The organism is uncultured Nostoc sp. (assembly GCF_964247315.1).
Taxonomy (GTDB): Bacteria; Cyanobacteriota; Cyanobacteriia; order Cyanobacteriales; family Nostocaceae; genus Nostoc.
Genome location: NZ_CAXTTT010000053.1, coordinates 32570 through 50619, shown reverse-complemented (window position 1 = coordinate 50619; position 18050 = coordinate 32570). Strand labels below are relative to the sequence as shown.

The 18050-nt window shown below is 39.8% G+C and carries 19 protein-coding genes; 6 read left to right on the top strand and 13 right to left on the bottom strand.

Annotated elements, in window-relative coordinates:
- The 3 genes from ACFE93_RS17245 to ACFE93_RS17235 form a co-directional block, all read right to left on the bottom strand.
- The coding region (locus ACFE93_RS17245) for a hypothetical protein (RefSeq protein ID WP_375474504.1) at positions 1-376 on the bottom strand (376 nt) is incomplete at its 3' end.
- Between the two features lie 280 nt (positions 377-656).
- Entirely contained in the window at positions 657-923 is a 267-nt protein-coding gene (locus tag ACFE93_RS17240; RefSeq protein WP_375474502.1) for a hypothetical protein, read from the bottom strand.
- Positions 924-1292: 369 nt separating this feature from the next.
- Entirely contained in the window at positions 1293-1421 is a 129-nt protein-coding gene (locus ACFE93_RS17235; RefSeq protein WP_375474500.1) for a hypothetical protein, read from the bottom strand.
- Between the two features lie 1746 nt (positions 1422-3167).
- Between ACFE93_RS17235 and ACFE93_RS17230 the strand changes: the two genes are divergently transcribed.
- A complete protein-coding gene (locus tag ACFE93_RS17230; RefSeq protein ID WP_375474498.1) occupies positions 3168-3359 on the top strand; it encodes a hypothetical protein in 192 nt (63 codons plus the stop codon).
- Positions 3360-3375: 16 nt separating this feature from the next.
- On the opposite strand, the gene ACFE93_RS17225 is transcribed toward ACFE93_RS17230, so the two are convergent.
- The 5 genes from ACFE93_RS17225 to ACFE93_RS17205 form a co-directional block, all read right to left on the bottom strand.
- Positions 3376-4512, bottom strand: coding sequence for an AIR synthase related protein (locus ACFE93_RS17225; RefSeq protein ID WP_375474496.1), 1137 nt, complete (start codon positions 4510-4512; stop codon positions 3376-3378).
- A gap of 93 nt (positions 4513-4605) precedes the next feature.
- The gene (locus ACFE93_RS17220; protein ID WP_104906601.1) at positions 4606-4812 is read right to left on the bottom strand and encodes a hypothetical protein; all 207 of its coding nucleotides are present in this window, start codon (positions 4810-4812) and stop codon (positions 4606-4608) included.
- 260 nt (positions 4813-5072) lie between these two features.
- Positions 5073-5675 carry a superoxide dismutase gene (locus ACFE93_RS17215; protein WP_375474493.1) on the bottom strand — a complete coding sequence of 201 codons (603 nt, stop codon included), beginning with the start codon at positions 5673-5675 and terminating at the stop codon, positions 5073-5075.
- Between the two features lie 503 nt (positions 5676-6178).
- Entirely contained in the window at positions 6179-7786 is a 1608-nt protein-coding gene (locus ACFE93_RS17210) for a bifunctional pantoate--beta-alanine ligase/(d)CMP kinase (protein ID WP_375474491.1), read from the bottom strand.
- Positions 7787-7983: 197 nt separating this feature from the next.
- Positions 7984-9087 (bottom strand): septal ring lytic transglycosylase RlpA family protein, encoded by a 1104-nt coding sequence (locus ACFE93_RS17205; RefSeq protein ID WP_375474489.1) that lies wholly within the window; start codon positions 9085-9087, stop codon positions 7984-7986.
- Positions 9088-9977: 890 nt separating this feature from the next.
- Here ACFE93_RS17205 and glsA point away from each other — a divergent pair.
- The 4 genes from glsA to ACFE93_RS17185 all read left to right on the top strand — a co-directional run bounded on the left by glsA (position 9978) and on the right by ACFE93_RS17185 (position 14132).
- The gene (gene glsA, locus ACFE93_RS17200) at positions 9978-10961 is read left to right on the top strand and encodes a glutaminase A (protein WP_375474508.1); all 984 of its coding nucleotides are present in this window, start codon (positions 9978-9980) and stop codon (positions 10959-10961) included.
- A 337-nt stretch (positions 10962-11298) separates the two neighbouring features.
- Positions 11299-12372 (top strand): class I SAM-dependent methyltransferase, encoded by a 1074-nt coding sequence (locus tag ACFE93_RS17195; protein WP_375474487.1) that lies wholly within the window; start codon positions 11299-11301, stop codon positions 12370-12372.
- A 36-nt stretch (positions 12373-12408) separates the two neighbouring features.
- Entirely contained in the window at positions 12409-13200 is a 792-nt protein-coding gene (locus tag ACFE93_RS17190; RefSeq protein ID WP_375474485.1) for a DUF3598 family protein, read from the top strand.
- 95 nt (positions 13201-13295) lie between these two features.
- On the top strand, positions 13296-14132 hold the full coding sequence (locus ACFE93_RS17185) for an SDR family oxidoreductase (protein WP_375474483.1): 837 nt from the start codon (positions 13296-13298) through the stop codon (positions 14130-14132).
- Positions 14133-14245: 113 nt separating this feature from the next.
- On the opposite strand, the gene ACFE93_RS17180 is transcribed toward ACFE93_RS17185, so the two are convergent.
- Complete coding sequence (locus tag ACFE93_RS17180) at positions 14246-15430, bottom strand: AbrB family transcriptional regulator (RefSeq protein ID WP_375474481.1); 1185 nt, start codon at positions 15428-15430, stop codon at positions 14246-14248.
- Between the two features lie 233 nt (positions 15431-15663).
- Here ACFE93_RS17180 and ACFE93_RS17175 point away from each other — a divergent pair, with 233 nt between their 5' ends.
- The gene (locus ACFE93_RS17175; protein ID WP_375474479.1) at positions 15664-15957 is read left to right on the top strand and encodes a DUF5678 domain-containing protein; all 294 of its coding nucleotides are present in this window, start codon (positions 15664-15666) and stop codon (positions 15955-15957) included.
- Here the strand turns inward: ACFE93_RS17175 and ACFE93_RS17170 are convergent.
- The 4 genes from ACFE93_RS17170 to ACFE93_RS17155 are packed head-to-tail and all read right to left on the bottom strand — an operon-like array spanning position 15949 to position 18030.
- Positions 15949-16125, bottom strand: a complete 177-nt coding sequence (locus ACFE93_RS17170; protein ID WP_375474478.1) for a hypothetical protein — start codon at positions 16123-16125, stop codon at positions 15949-15951. The genes ACFE93_RS17175 and ACFE93_RS17170 overlap by 9 nt on opposite strands.
- A complete protein-coding gene (locus tag ACFE93_RS17165; RefSeq protein WP_375474476.1) occupies positions 16088-16840 on the bottom strand; it encodes a hypothetical protein in 753 nt (250 codons plus the stop codon). The genes ACFE93_RS17170 and ACFE93_RS17165 overlap by 38 nt, the downstream gene beginning before the upstream one ends.
- 37 nt (positions 16841-16877) lie before the next feature.
- Positions 16878-17327, bottom strand: a complete 450-nt coding sequence (locus tag ACFE93_RS17160) for a DUF488 family protein (protein ID WP_375474474.1) — start codon at positions 17325-17327, stop codon at positions 16878-16880.
- Entirely contained in the window at positions 17311-18030 is a 720-nt protein-coding gene (locus ACFE93_RS17155; RefSeq protein WP_375474472.1) for a DUF488 family protein, read from the bottom strand. The genes ACFE93_RS17160 and ACFE93_RS17155 overlap by 17 nt, the downstream gene beginning before the upstream one ends.
- Positions 18031-18050: the final 20 nt, after the last annotated feature.

The window sequence follows — 18050 nt, the reverse complement described above, 5'->3', positions numbered from 1 at the left end:
TAATTGTACTTGTGTGTACACCGTAGGTATGTATTGGGGAGGGAACTAGATTTCTTTTTCCCCCAATAAACGGGGGGATTAACGAACTTTGGGGGTTTAAGTCCCCAGCAAGACAGGCAGCCCGTTTTGGGTCGGTGTCTGTCTTGCAAAGTTCCTCCTCTTGGGGAGACCCCAAGAGGAGGAACTTTGCGCTAAATTCCCGTCGCAAAACGTAATTGCGAATGGGCGAAAAAGCGAATTGTTTTAAGGGGGGTAATTCACCATAGCCCCAAGCAAGCGAAGGGTGTACTTCATTTACTTGCAAAGTGCTGTAAGTAGCGCGAATTGAAGCCTCAGCTAAATCAAGAGAAGTTTTGTGGACCCAAACCGTCCCCACAACAGCACTCAACTCTTAGAGACGCTCTCGCGTTCGTCACAAAACTTAATTACAAATTACGAATTACTAATTATTTTAATGGGTGCGCCTAATTTAGTCTTGGGTGGTTCTCATTAGAACCTAGTTAAAAAGAGGCTTTGATACTTTTCAAAGATGTGTTTTAGCTAAAAGCCGAAGGCTCAAATGAGCAAAGAGCCTTCGGCGATTTATGAATCTACTAGCCTTTCGAGCCTAACTCTATTTGCAGGAGTTAATACTCTTTGTAAGTAGAGTTTAACGACTAATTGGTACCAGCTAACACGAAACCACCAGAATTAGAAGAACGCGGAGTGGTAGACGCGCCAAGAATCGATTGAGTCACGGTGTTTGAACCAATTGCGTTAGCATCGCCTTCAGAAGTAGCTAAGTTGCCCTTTACGGTTAAGTTAGACTCAACAGTTTTTTTAACTGTTAATGTTTCGTTGAAATTAGAAGAACTACTGCGATTGAACCCACCAATAACTTCTTCAGAGGTATTTTCCAAGTAGTTTAGATCAGAAATAATCATTTGAGTTTTTCCTGGGAATTGTAATCTTTTTGGGTCTTTTTGTCGTAATCAACTTGTTTTGTTGCCTACATCAATACTATAGGTTATTTTTCCGGAAAGTCAATCTTTTTTTGAATAATTTTTGATTTAAAAATTAATATGCTTTTATTGATTTTTCATTATATATGCATCATTTAATAACCATCAAATATTGCATAGTAAAATCAGACAGAATTTAATACTAATCATGCCTACAAAGAGTTTTAACGATTTAAATTAATTTTAAATCACGTTAAATATCACCATTTAAATGCATTTACAAAATGCTAAAAAGGAAAAACTATTAAATTTATAATTAGAAAATACCATCAACGCTGGTATTTTTTAAATCTATAAATACCTCCCCTGATTTGTCGTAATCGGTTTGAGAGATTGTAGTGGTGCAGCAGCAAATACAGCTGCTGCAATATTAGGACGACAATCTTTGCGGTACTGGAGTCCAAGATATCCTGACCACATCTCTCAAAGCCTTATAAAACCTAGATTTATGTGTTTCGGACTGTGCCCAAATTATTAGCCACCAAAAAGTATCGAAACCTCTTCTGGGTAAAGATTACGAAATATGCGAGCGCAAAGCTTATGATAAATGTGAGGATCGCAATGTTTTTACTAATAGTCCCATCAAACAGAAAAGTGTCTTGGTAACAACGCTGATTTGAGAATGGAGCGATCGCAATCTGCTGTAAAAGGAATTCTTTTTAGATCAAAGCTTTCGTGAGTTGATCCCTGTGTAAATTCTCCCGAATCCCAATCACCAGCCCCCGGTATTTTATCCAGATGTTAATTGTGAGCAAAATTTCCTGACTGAAAATTAGTTTCCATGCTCTTGAATAAAACCTGACGCTTTTCGACAGCCTTGTGGTCAACAGCCTTGTCGTTAGTAACATTGTGTGACATAATTGTATCTACCTTGTATTAAGTCGTAAATTATGGGCAAACGGAAGCCATAGCAGTTGTGTGATCAATACCTGACAGTAAAAAGATCACAACTGCACTATATGATTAACCATAAAAGGTTAATCAGAGGTTTACACGAGGTGCATTTAAGGTCTCGGTAGTGTCCTGGAATTTCGCTGATTCTGGGATACTATCTTGAGCATAGCTATTTAATTGCCTAAAAAGCACTAACTTGATAAGCGTCTAACACGAAAAAATCAGGTGATTCAAGAATCTGATCTGATTATTCTCATGTCTATGACTTCTCTGCAAAAGGCTATGCAAAGGCACTTAAATTTGTTGAAAGGGTAATTTTTATTTTTCCCACTTCTCCAAATTTCACGCTCATAAGTCTTAATAAAACCTTTACCTGATCCAATGAAACAGGCATACTACCTGCGGGAGTAGCTTCAGTCTCAAGCCTTTAACCTCCAGGATTAAAAAGCTGGCTTCGAGCCATTTAAAGTAAAGAGACAAGAAAAACTAGAAAGTACATCTTTTTAAGATATTATTACCAGTCAACTAAACTCTCACTGAAAAAATACAATAACTGCTTGGTTTTCTTGCAAGATACCAAAGTTAATCTTTTTCTAGCCGTGTCTAGCATCTTTAAGCTAACGTTCAAACAATTATGTAAGTTTTATTACACCTCCGAGAGCGTAATGATTGCGAGTGGTTAAGAGACAGACATCTCCAGAAATTAAATATGCTTTACCCAGAACCCTTGTAGAGACGTAGCAGTGCTACGTCTCTACATTCTTTTTCAAAGATGTCTAGACTTTTGCCAGAAGCATATACAAACGCGATTTTATTCCTGAATTTACTGCGGTACACAGGGAACAGGGAACAGGGAACACGAAACAAGAGAACAGATGTGTACTGAAGTGTTTTCACGCAATCAATGGGCATTTGATATCAATGTAATAAGCTTACACTGATCGACTGAAAATTTACATGAAAAATTTATAGTTTTTTCATGTAAATTTTCTGAAATCTGATGATAAATAATTTTTACCCCAACTATACAGCTATTAGCTGTCTATTAGATGGCTGAGTCCCAATCAGAGTTAGCATTTTGAGTGCTGGCTGGTTGAGACTGGCACTAAGAAAACCTCAAAAGCTCGTGTCGCCTCGTTCCCAGCTTGGAGGCTGGGAATGTATTCTCATAGGCTCTGCCTCTGGTCAAGCCACTGGAGGCGGAGCCTCCCAGAATGGGTTAAGAGCCTAGAGGCTCTTAACCCGTGAGGACAAGCATTGTATCTTAACTTAGTGCCATTCGGAAATGATCCTTTGTTTGGTGGTGCTGATACTTTAACTGGCGACCAAGGCGCAGATTTATTTGCCTTCCAGTTTGGAGAATCAACAGTATTAGCAAGCGATCGCATTACAGACTTGGAATTTTCCCCTTTAGAGTGTCGGGAAAAGGGTTATGTTTTTCGTGGTCTTTTCCAGATGAGGTGAAAAGTCAGGTGAATCATTATACCCCTCGTGCAATTCCAAAAGAATCTCCCTTCAAGGTGACTCCAAGGGGTTCTACCACCACTTCGCGGGTAAGGGACGCTTCAACCCTTCCTGCAATCACAGCCGAGAGTTGATGTTCTCTTGCAAGCAGGACAATTCTCTCTGCATCCTGCACCGACTCTGTATAGAATGCGAATCCTGCACCGTAATTGAACACCGAAAGCATCGTCTCAGCCCCGCCCTCAAGCTGACTCTCAACAAATGTAAATATCTCCGGCACTGGGAGCATCATTTCGATGACATACCGAAGCGGTTTCACCGACCGCATCAGCTTTTGCCAGCCATGACCAGTGATATTCTCCATCGCCGTGGGACGAATTCCCTCACTAAGCACGGCCTGTACAAGGGGCGTGTAAAGATACGAAGCAGCATTCATCGCTTCCCAGAACTCCTGCCCACTAGAAAGTTTTGTTCTATAACCATTAGGGAGCGACTCAGCGAGCTTTCGCAATGGGGTAAAGCCGTTCTCATGGGGGCCCGAACTTTCGACGAGAACAATGGTATTGCCGGCATCCAGACGCGAGCTATCAATGGGAGCAACACCAGCCGGCATAACCCCAAAAACCGAGCCGGCGATGTCGAGCCGCCCTGGAATCATCTTGGTTTTTAGTTGAGGAGTTTCCCCTGAGAGATAGACACATCCCACTTGTTTGCAGCCCTCAACTACTCCATCAAGAAACCCATCAACAAAAGCGGGGGTAAAGATTGTTTCAGGAGTACTCGACGGCAGATAAAGACCGAGAAGTATAGTCTGCATACCTGAAGTTGCGGCATCGTTCGTCAGACACGAGATGATCTTGATCCCAATATTCCACCAGAATCGTCTAAGTTCTTCTTCGGAAAGATCATCAGGGCGGGTATCGTCTGCGGTGCCCAGTCCTTCGGGGACAAGTGTCATAGAAAGTTCTCTAGCCCCCACCTCCAGAAACGGAGCGAGGTTGAAGCTGAAAGCGTTAGCACTTGCTCCAAGACCTGATGCGGGCACGATGCCATAAGCGCTTGCAAAGCCAAGTGTGCGTTTTGCGGCATCGATGAAGCGTCGTTTTGCAGCATCGAGAGTATCGTAATCGACTTGATCGAGAGCTTGAGCCATCAGGTTGCGTTTTAAGTTAGAAGTTAGGAGTTAGGAGTTAAAAGTTAGGAAAACTCATAACTCACAACTCATAACTCCTCACTTTAAAATACCTCAAAATACCTCATCTTCAATACCACGCCACCATTCCCCCAAATTCATCAAGTCTTGGTAAATATCTTCTAATTCTTTGATGTAGGCATCATTTGTCAGCGTGGCTCGACGCTCTTGCAATTTTTTGAGGCGCAGTTGTACCAATACCCAAGGTTTAGAGATGCTATTTGTTGCTTCGATGTATTGCGCTAGTTCTTTGCTATCCATATATTTTATATTTTGATTTTCATATCACTACTTTTATTTAGGTGATGTCTGTCCCACTACTGGAAAACAGAAAAGGGAGAAATTAAAAAGAACTTCTCCCTTTCCTATTGGCTTTCTGCTTCAACTTTTGTAAATTAACTTATTGCTTCTACTTTACAGAGTCTGGCACAAGTGGCGTAGACGTATTTAGCTTTGCCATTCTCAAAAAATAAGAAGCAGTTTACTAAGAGGCATCGCACTCAGTTCAAAACTGAAATTGATTAAGCTTTAGCCAAGTTTTCTGTAGCAAAGTCCCAGTTGGCCAAGTTTTCTAGGAAGTTCTTGATGAACGCTGGACGGGCGTTTCTATAATCAATGTAGTAGGCGTGTTCCCAAACATCTAAGGTTAGGAGTGCTTTCTGACCATGAGCTAGGGGATTTTCTGCATTTGGTGTTTTGATCACTTTCAGCGTACCACCATCATCGATCAGCCAAGACCACCCGCTGCCAAATTGAGTTGCAGCCGCGTTAGAGAACTCTTCCTTGAATTTGTCAAAGCTACCAAAATCTTTATCAATTTTGGCTGCGAGTTCACCTGTGGGTGTGCCACCACCTTTTGGTTTCAAAGAGTTCCAGAAGAAAGTGTGGTTCCAAACTTGGGCAGCGTTGTTAAAGATTCCCACCTTAGAGGAGTCTTTAAAGGAAGTTTTGATCACCTCTTCCAGAGACTTATCAGCAAGTTCTGTACCTTCAGTAAGTTTGTTGAGGTTGTCTACATAAGCTTTATGATGCTTGCCATAGTGATACTCGAAAGTTTCAGCTTTCATGCCATAAGGCTCTAGAGCATCCTTTTCAAAGGGTAGTGGGGGCTGTACAAATGCCATTGTGTCAAATCCTCTCTTTACCGGTTTCCAGTTTTAAGCTATTGCAGAAGGTTGGGACATTAATAGCTTTTATTTTTAGGGGTTTTATGTCTTTAATCGTGGAACATAAAACTTAACATCGTCATTCTACTACCAAAGTGAAGACGAAAACAAAGTACTTCGGTGATAAGTCAAATCACTAGAAATTCATGACTGTAAATAAAAATGGCTAATATTTCATAGCGAAAGGCCAATAATTAATTAGCATTTAGCAATTAAAGCTTTCATACTTCTACCTTGAGTAGGATTAATTGTAATATAATAAATCAGTCGAAAGCGAGATAAATTTAACACTTAAATTTATCTATAATTATTTAATCAAGCTTGATTTTTAAAATAAAAATAGTCAATCAATAGTCAAATTATATATTTTTGTTTTTAAATACAATTTTGAGGATGGTAAATGAATAAATCACTCACCCACCACCCTTTTAAACTAAAAAACTAACAGCAAATCACAGTGATTAACACTGAGATAAACGCTGCTGGTAATAGTTAACGATTTTTGCCGTGACTTCTGACACGGCTAAACCATCAGTTTGCACTTCGATCGCATCTACTGCTTTTTGCAAAGGCGAAACTTTGCGTGTACTATCTTTCCAATCACGTTCGGCAATGTCGTGTTCCAGCTGCTCTAAACTCACTTCCGGTTGACCTTGGGTGTTAAAGTCTTGCTGACGGCGACGGGCGCGTTCACTCACAGAAGCGGTTAAGAAGATTTTCACTTCAGCATCGGGAAAGACGTGAGTACCAATATCCCGACCTTCAGCAACTAAACCACCTTTTTTGCCCCACCTTTGCTGTTGTTTAACCAGTGCTTGACGGACTGCGCTTTGTGCCGCGATCGCCGATACTTGAGATGTTACCTCAATGGTGCGAATTGCCTGGGTAACATCAGTGTTGTCAATCCAAACCCGCACGGATGATTGTAAATCCTCGGTGGGAGTAAGTTCAATTTTACACTGGTTAGTTAATTCGGCGATCGCACACTCATCCTCAATAGCAATCCCCTTTTGCAATACTAACCAAGTGACAGCACGGTACATCGCTCCTGTATCTAAATACACTAACCTCAAGTTTGCTGCCACTTGCCGCGCCACTGTGGATTTTCCAGCACCAGCTGGGCCATCAATAGCGATAATGGGTTGACGATCGCGCAATATGATATTGTCAATCAAACGTGTAGCACCAAAACGAGCTGCGATCGCCAACATTCCTTCCTCCTCAACTTTTTCTAAAGACATCAACGTAGTCGGTTCAACCAATTCAATATATTCCACTGAGGCCGTGCTGACCATTGCCACTTCTTGCTGTACCACTGCTATCAACTTGTTACTATTGCGATCGCCTGCAATGAATGCGGCTTTAGCTCGTTGCAAGCCCCGATATAACACCGTTGCTTGCTCTTTTGCCGTTGCCGTCAAATATTGATTGCGAGAACTCAAAGCAAGACCCGACGCTTCCCGTACTGTTGGACAAGCAACAATTTCTACTGGCAAATTTAAGTCAGCCACTAAGCGTTTAATAATTGCTAGTTGCTGACCATCCTTTTGACCAAAGTAGGCACGGTCAGGCTGTACCAAGTTGAAAAGTTTGGTAACAATCGTAGCGACACCCTGAAAGTGACCTTGCCGAGAACGACCACACAAGCCTGTTATCATAGCAGATGGGGGGATAACTTGTGTAACCTTAGATTCTTGTATACTCTTCTGAGAAACTGCCATTTCTTCCGGAGTCGGTGCAAAAATGGCATCAACCCCAGCTTGTTCGCAAAGTTTTTGGTCTTGCTCTAAAGTGCGAGGATAGTGTTGATAATCCTCATTAGGAGCAAATTGCAAGGGATTGACGAAAATACTCACAATCACCGTGGAATTTTCTTGCCGCGCCCGTTGAATCAAGCTTAAATGACCTTGATGCAAATTTCCCATCGTTGGCACCAGACCGACTGCCGTCTGATACCAAGCAGTCATTTCATCTAATCTCAGATCCTCAGTAACTGCAATCAGCTTGTTTTGTGAGCAGTGTTTAGTTAAATAGCAGCGTAAAGCTGCAACTGTTGTCAGCAGGCGCACAAAAATACCCCTAGTTCTTATCGATCCCTCCCCCGTTAGTTTATATCTGAAATAGAGGGAAGAGTTGATTGAACTAGGGAAATTAAGTGATACGGAACTGGGGATGGGGAACTGGGTACTGGGTATTAGGGATTAGGGATTGGGTACTGGGTATTAGGAAAACTTGTTCCCAGTCCCTAATCCCCAGTCCCTAATAATTATTTCCCCAAGACTTCAATATTTACTGGTGCAACACCACTGCCCATCATTCCCAAAATCCGAGCCGCGCCAGCAGACACGTCAATGATTCGACCACGAATATATGGGCCGCGGTCATTAATCCGCAACACTACAGAACGACCGTTACGGGTGTTAGTTACACGTACTTGCGTACCAAAGGGTAAGCTGCGATGGGCGGCAGTCATTTCTTCTGGATTGAATCTCTGTCCGCTAGCAGTACGATTACCAGAACCGTCATAACCGTAATAAGAAGCCATGCCTATCAAGGTAGCTTGCACTACTCCGACGACAATCTGTTGAGGCAGCTTTGGTATTGATACTGGTTGGCGTACTGGCAAATTCGCAATTTCTTTTAGGGGAGATGCATTGCCTAGTAGTCTCCGCAGGCGATTGGTTGCTTGCAATGCATCTTGTGCTAGATCGTTGGTAGTACCTGCTAATCGCGTACCTTCGTTGATTTCTACCAACTCTTCGCCATTAATTTTGATTACATAGCGATCGCCATCTTGTTGGACAGGGGCGCTTTTGTTTTGCGCTTGATTAGCAGTAGATTTTTCCCCTGCTTTCCAACTGACGGTAATCTTACTCGCGTCCACGTTTTCCCGATTCAACTGGTTAATCTTAGCGGCTATTACACTAGCTATCTCAACCGGGTCATTGTCAGCGGAGCTAATCTGGTTACTCGCATCTGTTACGTTGCCAGTATTCAATGCATTTGGTGAATTGCTAGTAATAAGGGCGTACGATTGTACGCCCCCAGTATTGCCAATTGCACCAACTTTTTTAGTTTCAAAATTCGTATCTGATACAGAACTTAAAAAGGTGAGAACAGGTATATTTCTGATAAAAAGGGTTGCCGCCTTACGTCCTCTAATATTGTGAGGATGAATTTCTGTAATCACAGCATCCAAGGTTTGTTTCCCTGCTGTTGATTGGTACTCTCCCACCTTAACGACATCAGGGGCGGGTGATTTTTGGGATGCTAGCGCATTTCCTTTGGTGGTTTGAGTGCAACCGACTGAGGGTACTCCCAAAATAGCCATAAACAGGGCAACAATAGTCCACAAATGTCTTTGATTCATGCGTCCGTTTTTGAAAGCGACTGTAGAAGTTAAGTTTTATAACTTGCGGGATTTTTCACTAATGAAAGTGATTTCCCTATTTGAAAAACTCGAACTCGTTCCGTTTTCACTTTGTTTTTTATAACTGCAACAGACTAACACGAACCTTTTGGCTTGGGGATCAGGGTTTTAGCGTAACTATTGCCCGCTTTCTCAAATTCCAATTCCAATTTGAAGGGCGAAACCTTTCTCAAAAGCGGACTTTGACTATGTAACGCTTTTTTGTGTAAGTCAAAAATTTCTTCAAAAAAGTTTATGTTTATTTCACGCCAAAGTGGCGATACCCTATTCACATCGGTTGTAAAGGCTCGCAACTACTCGTGTATTCTATACTACATGCTTTTTTGCTATCTACTTTCAGTAACTAATATAACTTTAATTAAATAGCAACGGCATAAATACCTAAAATAATTTATTTAAGGAAATATTTAGATTTAACTATGAATAAGTCGTGATAGGAGTTACATCTTAAATAATTATGCAAATTAATTTGAGTCTAATATGTTTTTTCAAAGTTTTTTCTACTTACATCAATCATTACTTTTATTCTCCACAACTAGGCTAATATTGGTGATAAATATAACTTGACATTACAGTATTGCTGAGTATAAAAAAAAGGGCAATACTCAAGTTAATATTTTTCCAGATTAATGACTTAAAAATTAAGAAAACTTTGCGATCGCTTAGATAACAGATATTTTGTGTATTATATATTACAGTATATTTTGTTTAACCTCAGTAATTGCTCAAGTATGATTTTTGAAAGCAAACTATCTTTGACAAAATCTTTGTAACTATAGGGATGTACAGCTGCATCTCTTCTATATATAGTAAGTATTTTGGGAAATGCCATCAGCCTAATGACAAATCAAGGAGATTTAGAAATAGAACCATCGCCATTAAAAGCTGTTCTCAACGAGTTGCATTCCCAGTACAAGTCACTGCGGGAGGGTGCAGTCGCAAAATACATTCCTGAACTGGCAAAGGCAAACCCGGATTTGTTCAGCATTTGCATTGTGACAGTAGATGGTCAGGTTTACAAAGTTGGGGACTACGAACAACTTTTTACTATTCAGTCAATTTCTAAGGTGTTTGCTTATGGACTTGCCTTAGAAGATCATGGACTGGATTACGTTTTGACTAGAGTTGGCGTAGAACCGACGGGAGATGCATTCAACGCGATTATTTTGGATGAGCAATCGAAGCGACCTTATAATCCAATGGTAAATGCAGGGGCGATCGCCACTACAAGCTTAATCAAAGGTTCTGGCCCTACCGAACGCCTCAACCGAATGCTGGATATGTTTCGCCGATATATTGGCCGCGACGTATTCGTTGATATTTCAGTTTTTACCTCAGAACGCAGTACAGGGCATCGTAACCGCGCAATGGCGCATTTGATGCTGAATTTTGGCATGATTGACCGGAATATTGAAGAGGCGCTGGATCTTTATTTCCAGCAGTGTGCTGTGATGGTGAATTGCCAAGACTTAGCGGTGATGGCGGCTACCCTGGCAAACAGAGGTATTAACCCCATCACCAAAGAACAGGCGGTAGATAAGCGTTACATCAAAGATATTCTGAGTGTGATGTATACCTGCGGAATGTACAACTTTGCAGGTGAGTGGGCTTATAAAATTGGGATTCCAGCGAAAAGCGGTATTTGTGGTGGGATTATTGCCGTTGTACCCAATAAGATGGGCATTGGAGTTTTTTCACCCTTGTTGGATGTGCGTGGTAATAGTGTGCGAGGGGTAAAGGTTTGTGAAGAACTTTCCCAACGGTTAGGTTTACATCTATTTGATTGTTCAGGTCAAGAGGCGAAATTTGATTGAAAGGTAGAGCAGACTGATTCTTGCTCCTATTGGCTGGTCTACAATAGTATACACAAGTCCAAAAAGCTCGATTTACCTATTAGCGTAGGCATCGCCCTTTATAAAAAACTTTTTGGCTTACTATTTAAGATAATATCTCAATCAAGTATCATCTAAACAAGATTAAATCAAGAGAGTCACAGATAGTTTCTTCCAACAGCAAGATAGGTATTATCGGCGCAGGGACATCAGGGGCTTATCTTGCCAGTTTTTAGCGATGCCGAAGGCAGCTAAGTATATCGCATAAAAAACAGAACATTAAAAGATCAGTTAGTTCTCTAGGTATAATAAATACATTATGAATAAGATATCAAGTATCGTAGCAGAGAAGCTTTTACCGCAACAGGGAGGTGACTCTGAGAAAGAACGCCAGTTATTTGAAATCAAGCCAGCTCCCTATATGAGCAAGCTTCTTGAAAGAGTATCTTCTCAAGCCCAGGAGTGTCAGGATACAATTCTTAAAAGCAGAGAAGCAAGGGAGTTTATCACTCAATTTACTGTTTTTCAAGATTTAGCATGGGAAGTGGTGGATGCCCGTATAAATCATGATTATCAAAGAATTATGAGTGTTGCAATAAATGCAATTGGTGATAGTTCAGGTTTACACCTCAATCCCCAGCTCAGAATATCTAAGGAACACCGAATGACTAACATTCACCGGATGCCGGGAGGTTATTTATCAGACACAGGCAATGAAGATATCCTGGCTGGATTAAGATACATGAACTATCTTTATCTATTATCAACCAATAGTGCTTTTGACAGTTTTTCAGATAACTTAGTCCCAAGGCTCAAGGATGAATTTATCGAGAATCAATTCCCCAACCTGAAACCGAGACGAATAATAGATTTGGGTTGTGGTATAGGTCACAATACTATATCTCTAAAGAATTTGTATCCAGATGCAGAGGTCATAGGGGTGGATTTTGGAGCCGCTATGCTCCGATATGGCTATGCAAATGCAAGGTTACTTAACCAGGAAATAGAATTTTATCAACAGGATGCTAGATATACTGAGTTTCCGAATGAACATTTCGACTTAGTTACAAGTTTTCTGCTACTCCACGAAATACCCAACACATCAATGAAACGAGCGATGAGTGAATGCGCTCGTCTTCTTCGTCCCGGAGGGGTTATGATGCATTTTGATTCCGGAATGTTCCTCGATCCACAAACCAAAGAAGCGAAGGTAATCCGGGATATTCAAACAGCGTGTAACAATGAAATTTTTATCGTGTCCCCTCCTTTATCTGAAATACAGAAGATAATTGAAGAGTTAGGGATGAAGCCGATTGTCACTAAAATTGGCGATCAAAATCCTGTGAATAATAATTTAGGACGGTGGCAAATAGTTGCAGGTATAAAGCTTTAACAATAAGATTTTAAATATACAAAAGACACAAATATTATGGATGTCAAAGAACGAAATTGGAATTACTTTACTAACCATTTACTCGATTGGCATGGAATTTGGACGCGATATACACCAGAAGGTGATGTCAAAGAATCATTTCAAAGTTTGAGAAGTTTTAAAAGTAATCCAGAAAAGACTAAGATCGCCCATACCAATACTTATACTTATGCAAATGGCGAAAATAAGCAACAGAGTTGGGAATTTAATTTCCTGTCAAATAGTTTAGATAATGGAATTTTTCACCCATCACGCGAGACGATGCGAGGATATTTCTTTGCTGACGGTCATGCTACTTGGGCAACAGTGGAGTTAAAACCAAACTCGTATTTTGGGATAGAATTATTCTTTAGATATGAAGATTTACGGCATAGTGTAGGTATTGTTTATGACGATAACGGAAATTTATTTCATACAGCAAATGTTCGTGAGGATTGTAATGGATTACCTAGTAAATATTGGTCAACAGAATTAAATCAATTACCAGAACGTGATTTTAGTGGTAATTGGCAAGGGATATCTATAACTATTACTCCGAATCTAAAGATTTCCGAACCAATAGGAACTCAATTTAATTGGCATAAAGAAGGGCATAAATATTACTATTTACCTGACGGTGTTTCTGTTAATTGTCCTAGTTCAATCAGTATAGGCACTCCCTTTTCTATAATCGCTAATTGGTTGATTAATAATTACGAAATGCATCAACTAATTGCTAATTATGATGAATTGGGAGTATTTTTTTCGCTGACGCTAGAAACATTCCTGATATCCAATAGTTATAAATGATTAGTACATTATTCAATTGCAAGTCCATGACAGCAGAGATTGATATAATCGCTACTCAAGTTTACAATAAAACTAAAAGATAAAATAAATAAATTATGAACGTCGCTATTATTGGCTGTGGTTATGTTGGTACTGCTATTGCTCGTAAACTAAGTGATTTAAGCTATTTGGTTACTGCAACAACAACAACTTTAGAAAGGGTAACAGAATTGCAAGCAGTTGCACAACAAGTGCTAGTAACGACTGGAGATAATGAAACCTCCTTGCTTGCAGCTTTGAAAAACCAAGATGTGGTGATTGTGACTATTGCTCCCACTGGAAACGAGCAAGTTGATGAAGATGGTTACAAAGCAACTTACCTGCATACTGCTAAAAATCTAGTTAGGATATTGCAACAAGTACCGACGGTAAAACATCTGATCTACACTGGTAGCTGTGGTGTATATGGCAATCGCAATGGAGAATGGGTGAATGAAGAATCACCTGTTGTACTTGATAACGAACATGCAAAGATATTGCACGACACTGAAAAAATCTTGTTAGCTGCGTCAAGTCTGAACCTCAAAGTTTGTATTCTCCGTCTTGGTGCAATTTACGGTTCCGGACGAGAAATTGGCAAGCGCTTTAGTAAACTTGCTGGTACAACCCGTCCAGGAAATGGGGAGCATTTTACCAATTGGATTCACCTCGACGATATTGTATCGGCTGTGAATTTTGCTCTTACCTACGAATTACAAGGTATATATAATGTGGTAAATGATACGCCTCTCACTAGTCGCGAAATGCTCAATCGTGTATGCGAAATGAATCATCTTCCCCTGGTTGAGTGGGATGCATCGTTACCGCGAAATAAAACAAATAACCAACGTGTATCGAATCAAAAACTAAAGGGATTGGGATACAATTTAATACACGCTGAAACGGAAATTTGAATTGGCTAAAAGCGCTGAAACGATCGCACTTTTCCATGAAAGCTGCATATACTAAGCCGCTTTGCCAAAAAATCAACCTGAAAACATGGCGATCGCAAATAGATTAGTAAGAATTAAACTGGTTCTGAAACTTGCTTATCTAGACGGCGAAACAAAAACAACCAAAGAGGTAGAGAACTGTTAATCGCAATTAGTCGCACTAAATGACCAGTTGTGACAATTTCAACATTATGATTCAATGCTAGGGAAACTAAGATCATTTCTGCCGATCCTCCTGGTGCTGTGACTAAAAGACAGGTTAACCAGTCCCAAGAGGTTAATTGCATCGCAAGTATAGCAGCGATCGCTCCGGCTACGAGAGTCATCCCTACAGACATCAAGGCATAGGCGACAGTCCGTTTTTTAAAGTTAGGTTTGTCTCCCCAATATTCACCAATAGTAATTCCCAAAAGCATTTGACCCAATAAGTTAATTAAAGGCGGCGGACTAAAGCTAATATCACCCACAAAAGGCAGCCAATGTAGCAAAGGATTAAACCCAATACCAATCAACAATGCACCAAAGAAATCGCCGGCAGGAATTTTAAATAATATAGCTGAATAAACTACTAATCCAGTAATTAGGAGTACTAACAAGAGTAATTCTAGTTGAGATGGATCGAAATTGAGCCAAGCAGCGTTGATTGGGAGCGTTTGCGGATAGTAATTACTAGCTGATGTCCTAGCGATGAAGGGAATTAGAACAACTACAGAGGTGACGCGAATCGCCTGAACTAGAGCAACTAAGCTAACATTTTTATTGTAATCGGCAGCGATCGCAGCCATAATTCCTACACCACCAGGAACTGTAGCCAGCATTGCTGTAAACAGGTTGGTTTTGCTAACGCGGGAGTAAATGTAACCGATACAGCCTCCACTTAACAGCAGAAATAAGGTAAGAAAAATAAATATGGGAATACAAGAAGCAATACTAGCTAGATTAGCGTGGGCATTGGAAGCGCCGACAGTTAAGCCGACAAGTGCCATTCCCACTTTTCTAGCAGTGCGATTAGGTTGGGGAGAATATTCATAAAAAATTCGACATCCTTGGAGAACCATTGTACCAGCCGCAATCCCGCCAAATATCCAGGCAATCCTGCCAATTTGGAACTTTGCGAGGAGTAAACCCAGAGGTAATGCCAGAAGTATTTCCAAGGCAAGGACAATTAGTTGCTTGCCAAATAGCTGTTGTTTGGTAACAACAAGATTTTCATGAGTGTGTTTTTCCAGACTGGGAGTACCACTTAGACTTTGGTTCATCGATACTAAGCTTTTTTTTAAGTCTAAGCTATAGGTGCAAAAGTGGATCTTCAGCGATGCGATCGCACACTACACATTACTAGAACAAGCAAAATGTTACAGGTGTAGGGTTTGGTTCTAGTAGTGAGTTGATTTTAGATTTAGATTTAAGTCAGGTTTGCTAGCTCACCTCTTGCACCAGACAATTAAAATAGTGCCAGAGATATTCCACATCCACGGACAACATTAAATATATGAACACAACTCCCTCTAAAAGAGAAACAGATGAAATGTTCAAGTGGTTAAATCGTAACCGCCAGATGTTATTAGATTTATATAAAAATCAATATATAGCTTACAATGCAAATGGAATAATTGCTCACAGCGAAAACTTGCGCGAAGTTTTAACATTAGGTAATGCTTCAAAACAGCCTTTTTTAATTTACCTAGTTCCCCGTCGCACTACTTCTATAGAAATAAATTTTACCAATTCGCTTGTATCTGTGTCTGCACCCGGACTTGTTCAGGAATCTGACTCACTAGCTTAAGGGTTCAATTAACCCACGTTTGACAGCTTCGCTTAATGCAGTGGCTTTTCTTAAAAGTCCTTCTTGATAAACCTGCATCAAGGTTTGTAAATCTGAGCGATCGCCTTCAGTAAGAAGACAAAATTTAAGGTTAGCTCCATCCAAAACGTTTCTTAATATCTGCAACATTTATTACTGCTGCAACTAACTTGTAGCAAAATTCTTTTTCTTGTCCTAAAGGTTGAAAAGGTTCACCTAAACTAATAGTTAGTGTAAATTTATCAGGTTCAAAATCCTTTAATTCTAGTTTTTGTATAACTTCTTCGCAAGAATATATTCCTTCTTCCAAATACTTGAGTTTATCTATCCAAATAGGATCTGTAATTGGTAAATTATATAAGTTTTCAACTAATAAGAAAATAGCTCGGAATTTTTTCTCGTTTTGATAATTATGTCTCGTAATTTGCCATTTAATTTGATTTGGTTTTACTAGTGCTAATGATGACTGAGCCGCTGATTTATTCAGTTCTTCATAACTTATTTCTTTATCTAAATTACCTAATAGTTCGGCAGAGGAAAATTGCTTTTTAATTTCTGGATTGAGTAGCTGTCTAGCTTGATTCAAGGTAGGATTTCCTAAGTTTTCCCATAATTGATTATGCTTGATGAGCCAATTTTCAGGTTGGTGGCATTTTGGCTCAGGTTTGACACATGGGATTCTTATAATGTCAAATATTTTAGGTTCACTGCCATTATCTAAAGTGTAATGTTCTGGATGTAAAGTGCCATTTTTTTGATTAGAAACTGGACGAAGCCACCCTGAACCATCTGTTTTCATTCCAGCAATACAAGTTCCACCATATTTAATCGATTTTGCAAGGCAAATAATTTCAAAAGTAGGCATTTTTAACCTCTTCTTCACACCCTGGTCAATATAATGTTTAGAGGTGATGAATTTTGATAGCTGTGTCTAGCTTACCTTGCAAATACTCAGCAACTAATCGGCGATGGCAATTATGAGGCTTGGCCTCACTACACAGCAAGCAACCTTCATCCAGAAGGTTTGAAGAAACCTTCTTCTCAATCTGTCTCTCTGTGATGAGTTGATTGAACCTCTCTTCATATATTGCCCAATTTATTTGCTTCTTTTTATATTCGTCAAGAATATCTTTGGTTGGAGCCAACTCAAGAATGTGAATGTATTCAATTCCCCCAATTTTCTGGAGAAGATACTCTAAATCATTTTTTTTTGTAAAACCAGCAAGCTGTGAGACGTTGTTAAGTCGCGTATCAATGACTCGCTTAACGCCAGCTTTTAGAAGTGTTTCAAAAAATTGTTCAGCTTTCTTTTGGGTAAAGCCGATAGTAAATAAGTTAACTAGCTTGCTCATGAGATTGATATTGTTCTCTATTTGTTTCTTCTACATAAGCTATTTTCTCAGCTTGAAGCTGATATGCTTTTTGAATTAACTCTTCACGCACAACAGGTTTAGCTATAGTATCTGTGTGTCTAGGATTAATATCGTAAGGATTGATATCAAAAAGAGAAAGCTGTTTTCCAGATTGATTCACATCATCAAAATCTTTAGATAAATGCAAGAATTTATCTAGGTTATGTATCTTTAGTAATCTTGCTTCTAAGTATTCATGTGACTCTAGTTCACCATTCTTATGAATATGCTGAATTTCTAATCCAGCCTTCTTCAAATGTGGACATACCAAGATAGCTCTATGACAGACGATAGGATCTTGTTCAGCACACATCAAAGTAATTTGGTGTTGTTTAGCACCCTTGATAAGACGATTTAATCCTATGGCAAAGGCTTCTGTTGCAGCAATCAAATCGTAGCGAGCCATACCTTCTACGTAACAACTTCTATCATTGGGACGGGCACCAAGGTAATTACAAAGAGGGACATAAGCAATATTTTTAGTTTTCAGTGCTGCCTTTAAAGAAGCTTGATTGAATTGCGGAAATCTACGGCTATAAGGACTAGAACGAACATCTGCTACAGCAGTAACTCCATGTTGCATCAAAAGTCTGATAAAAGTTTCTATTGAATTATTTGAGTGCCCAATAGTGAATGTTTTCATAATTTATCATCTACTGTCAT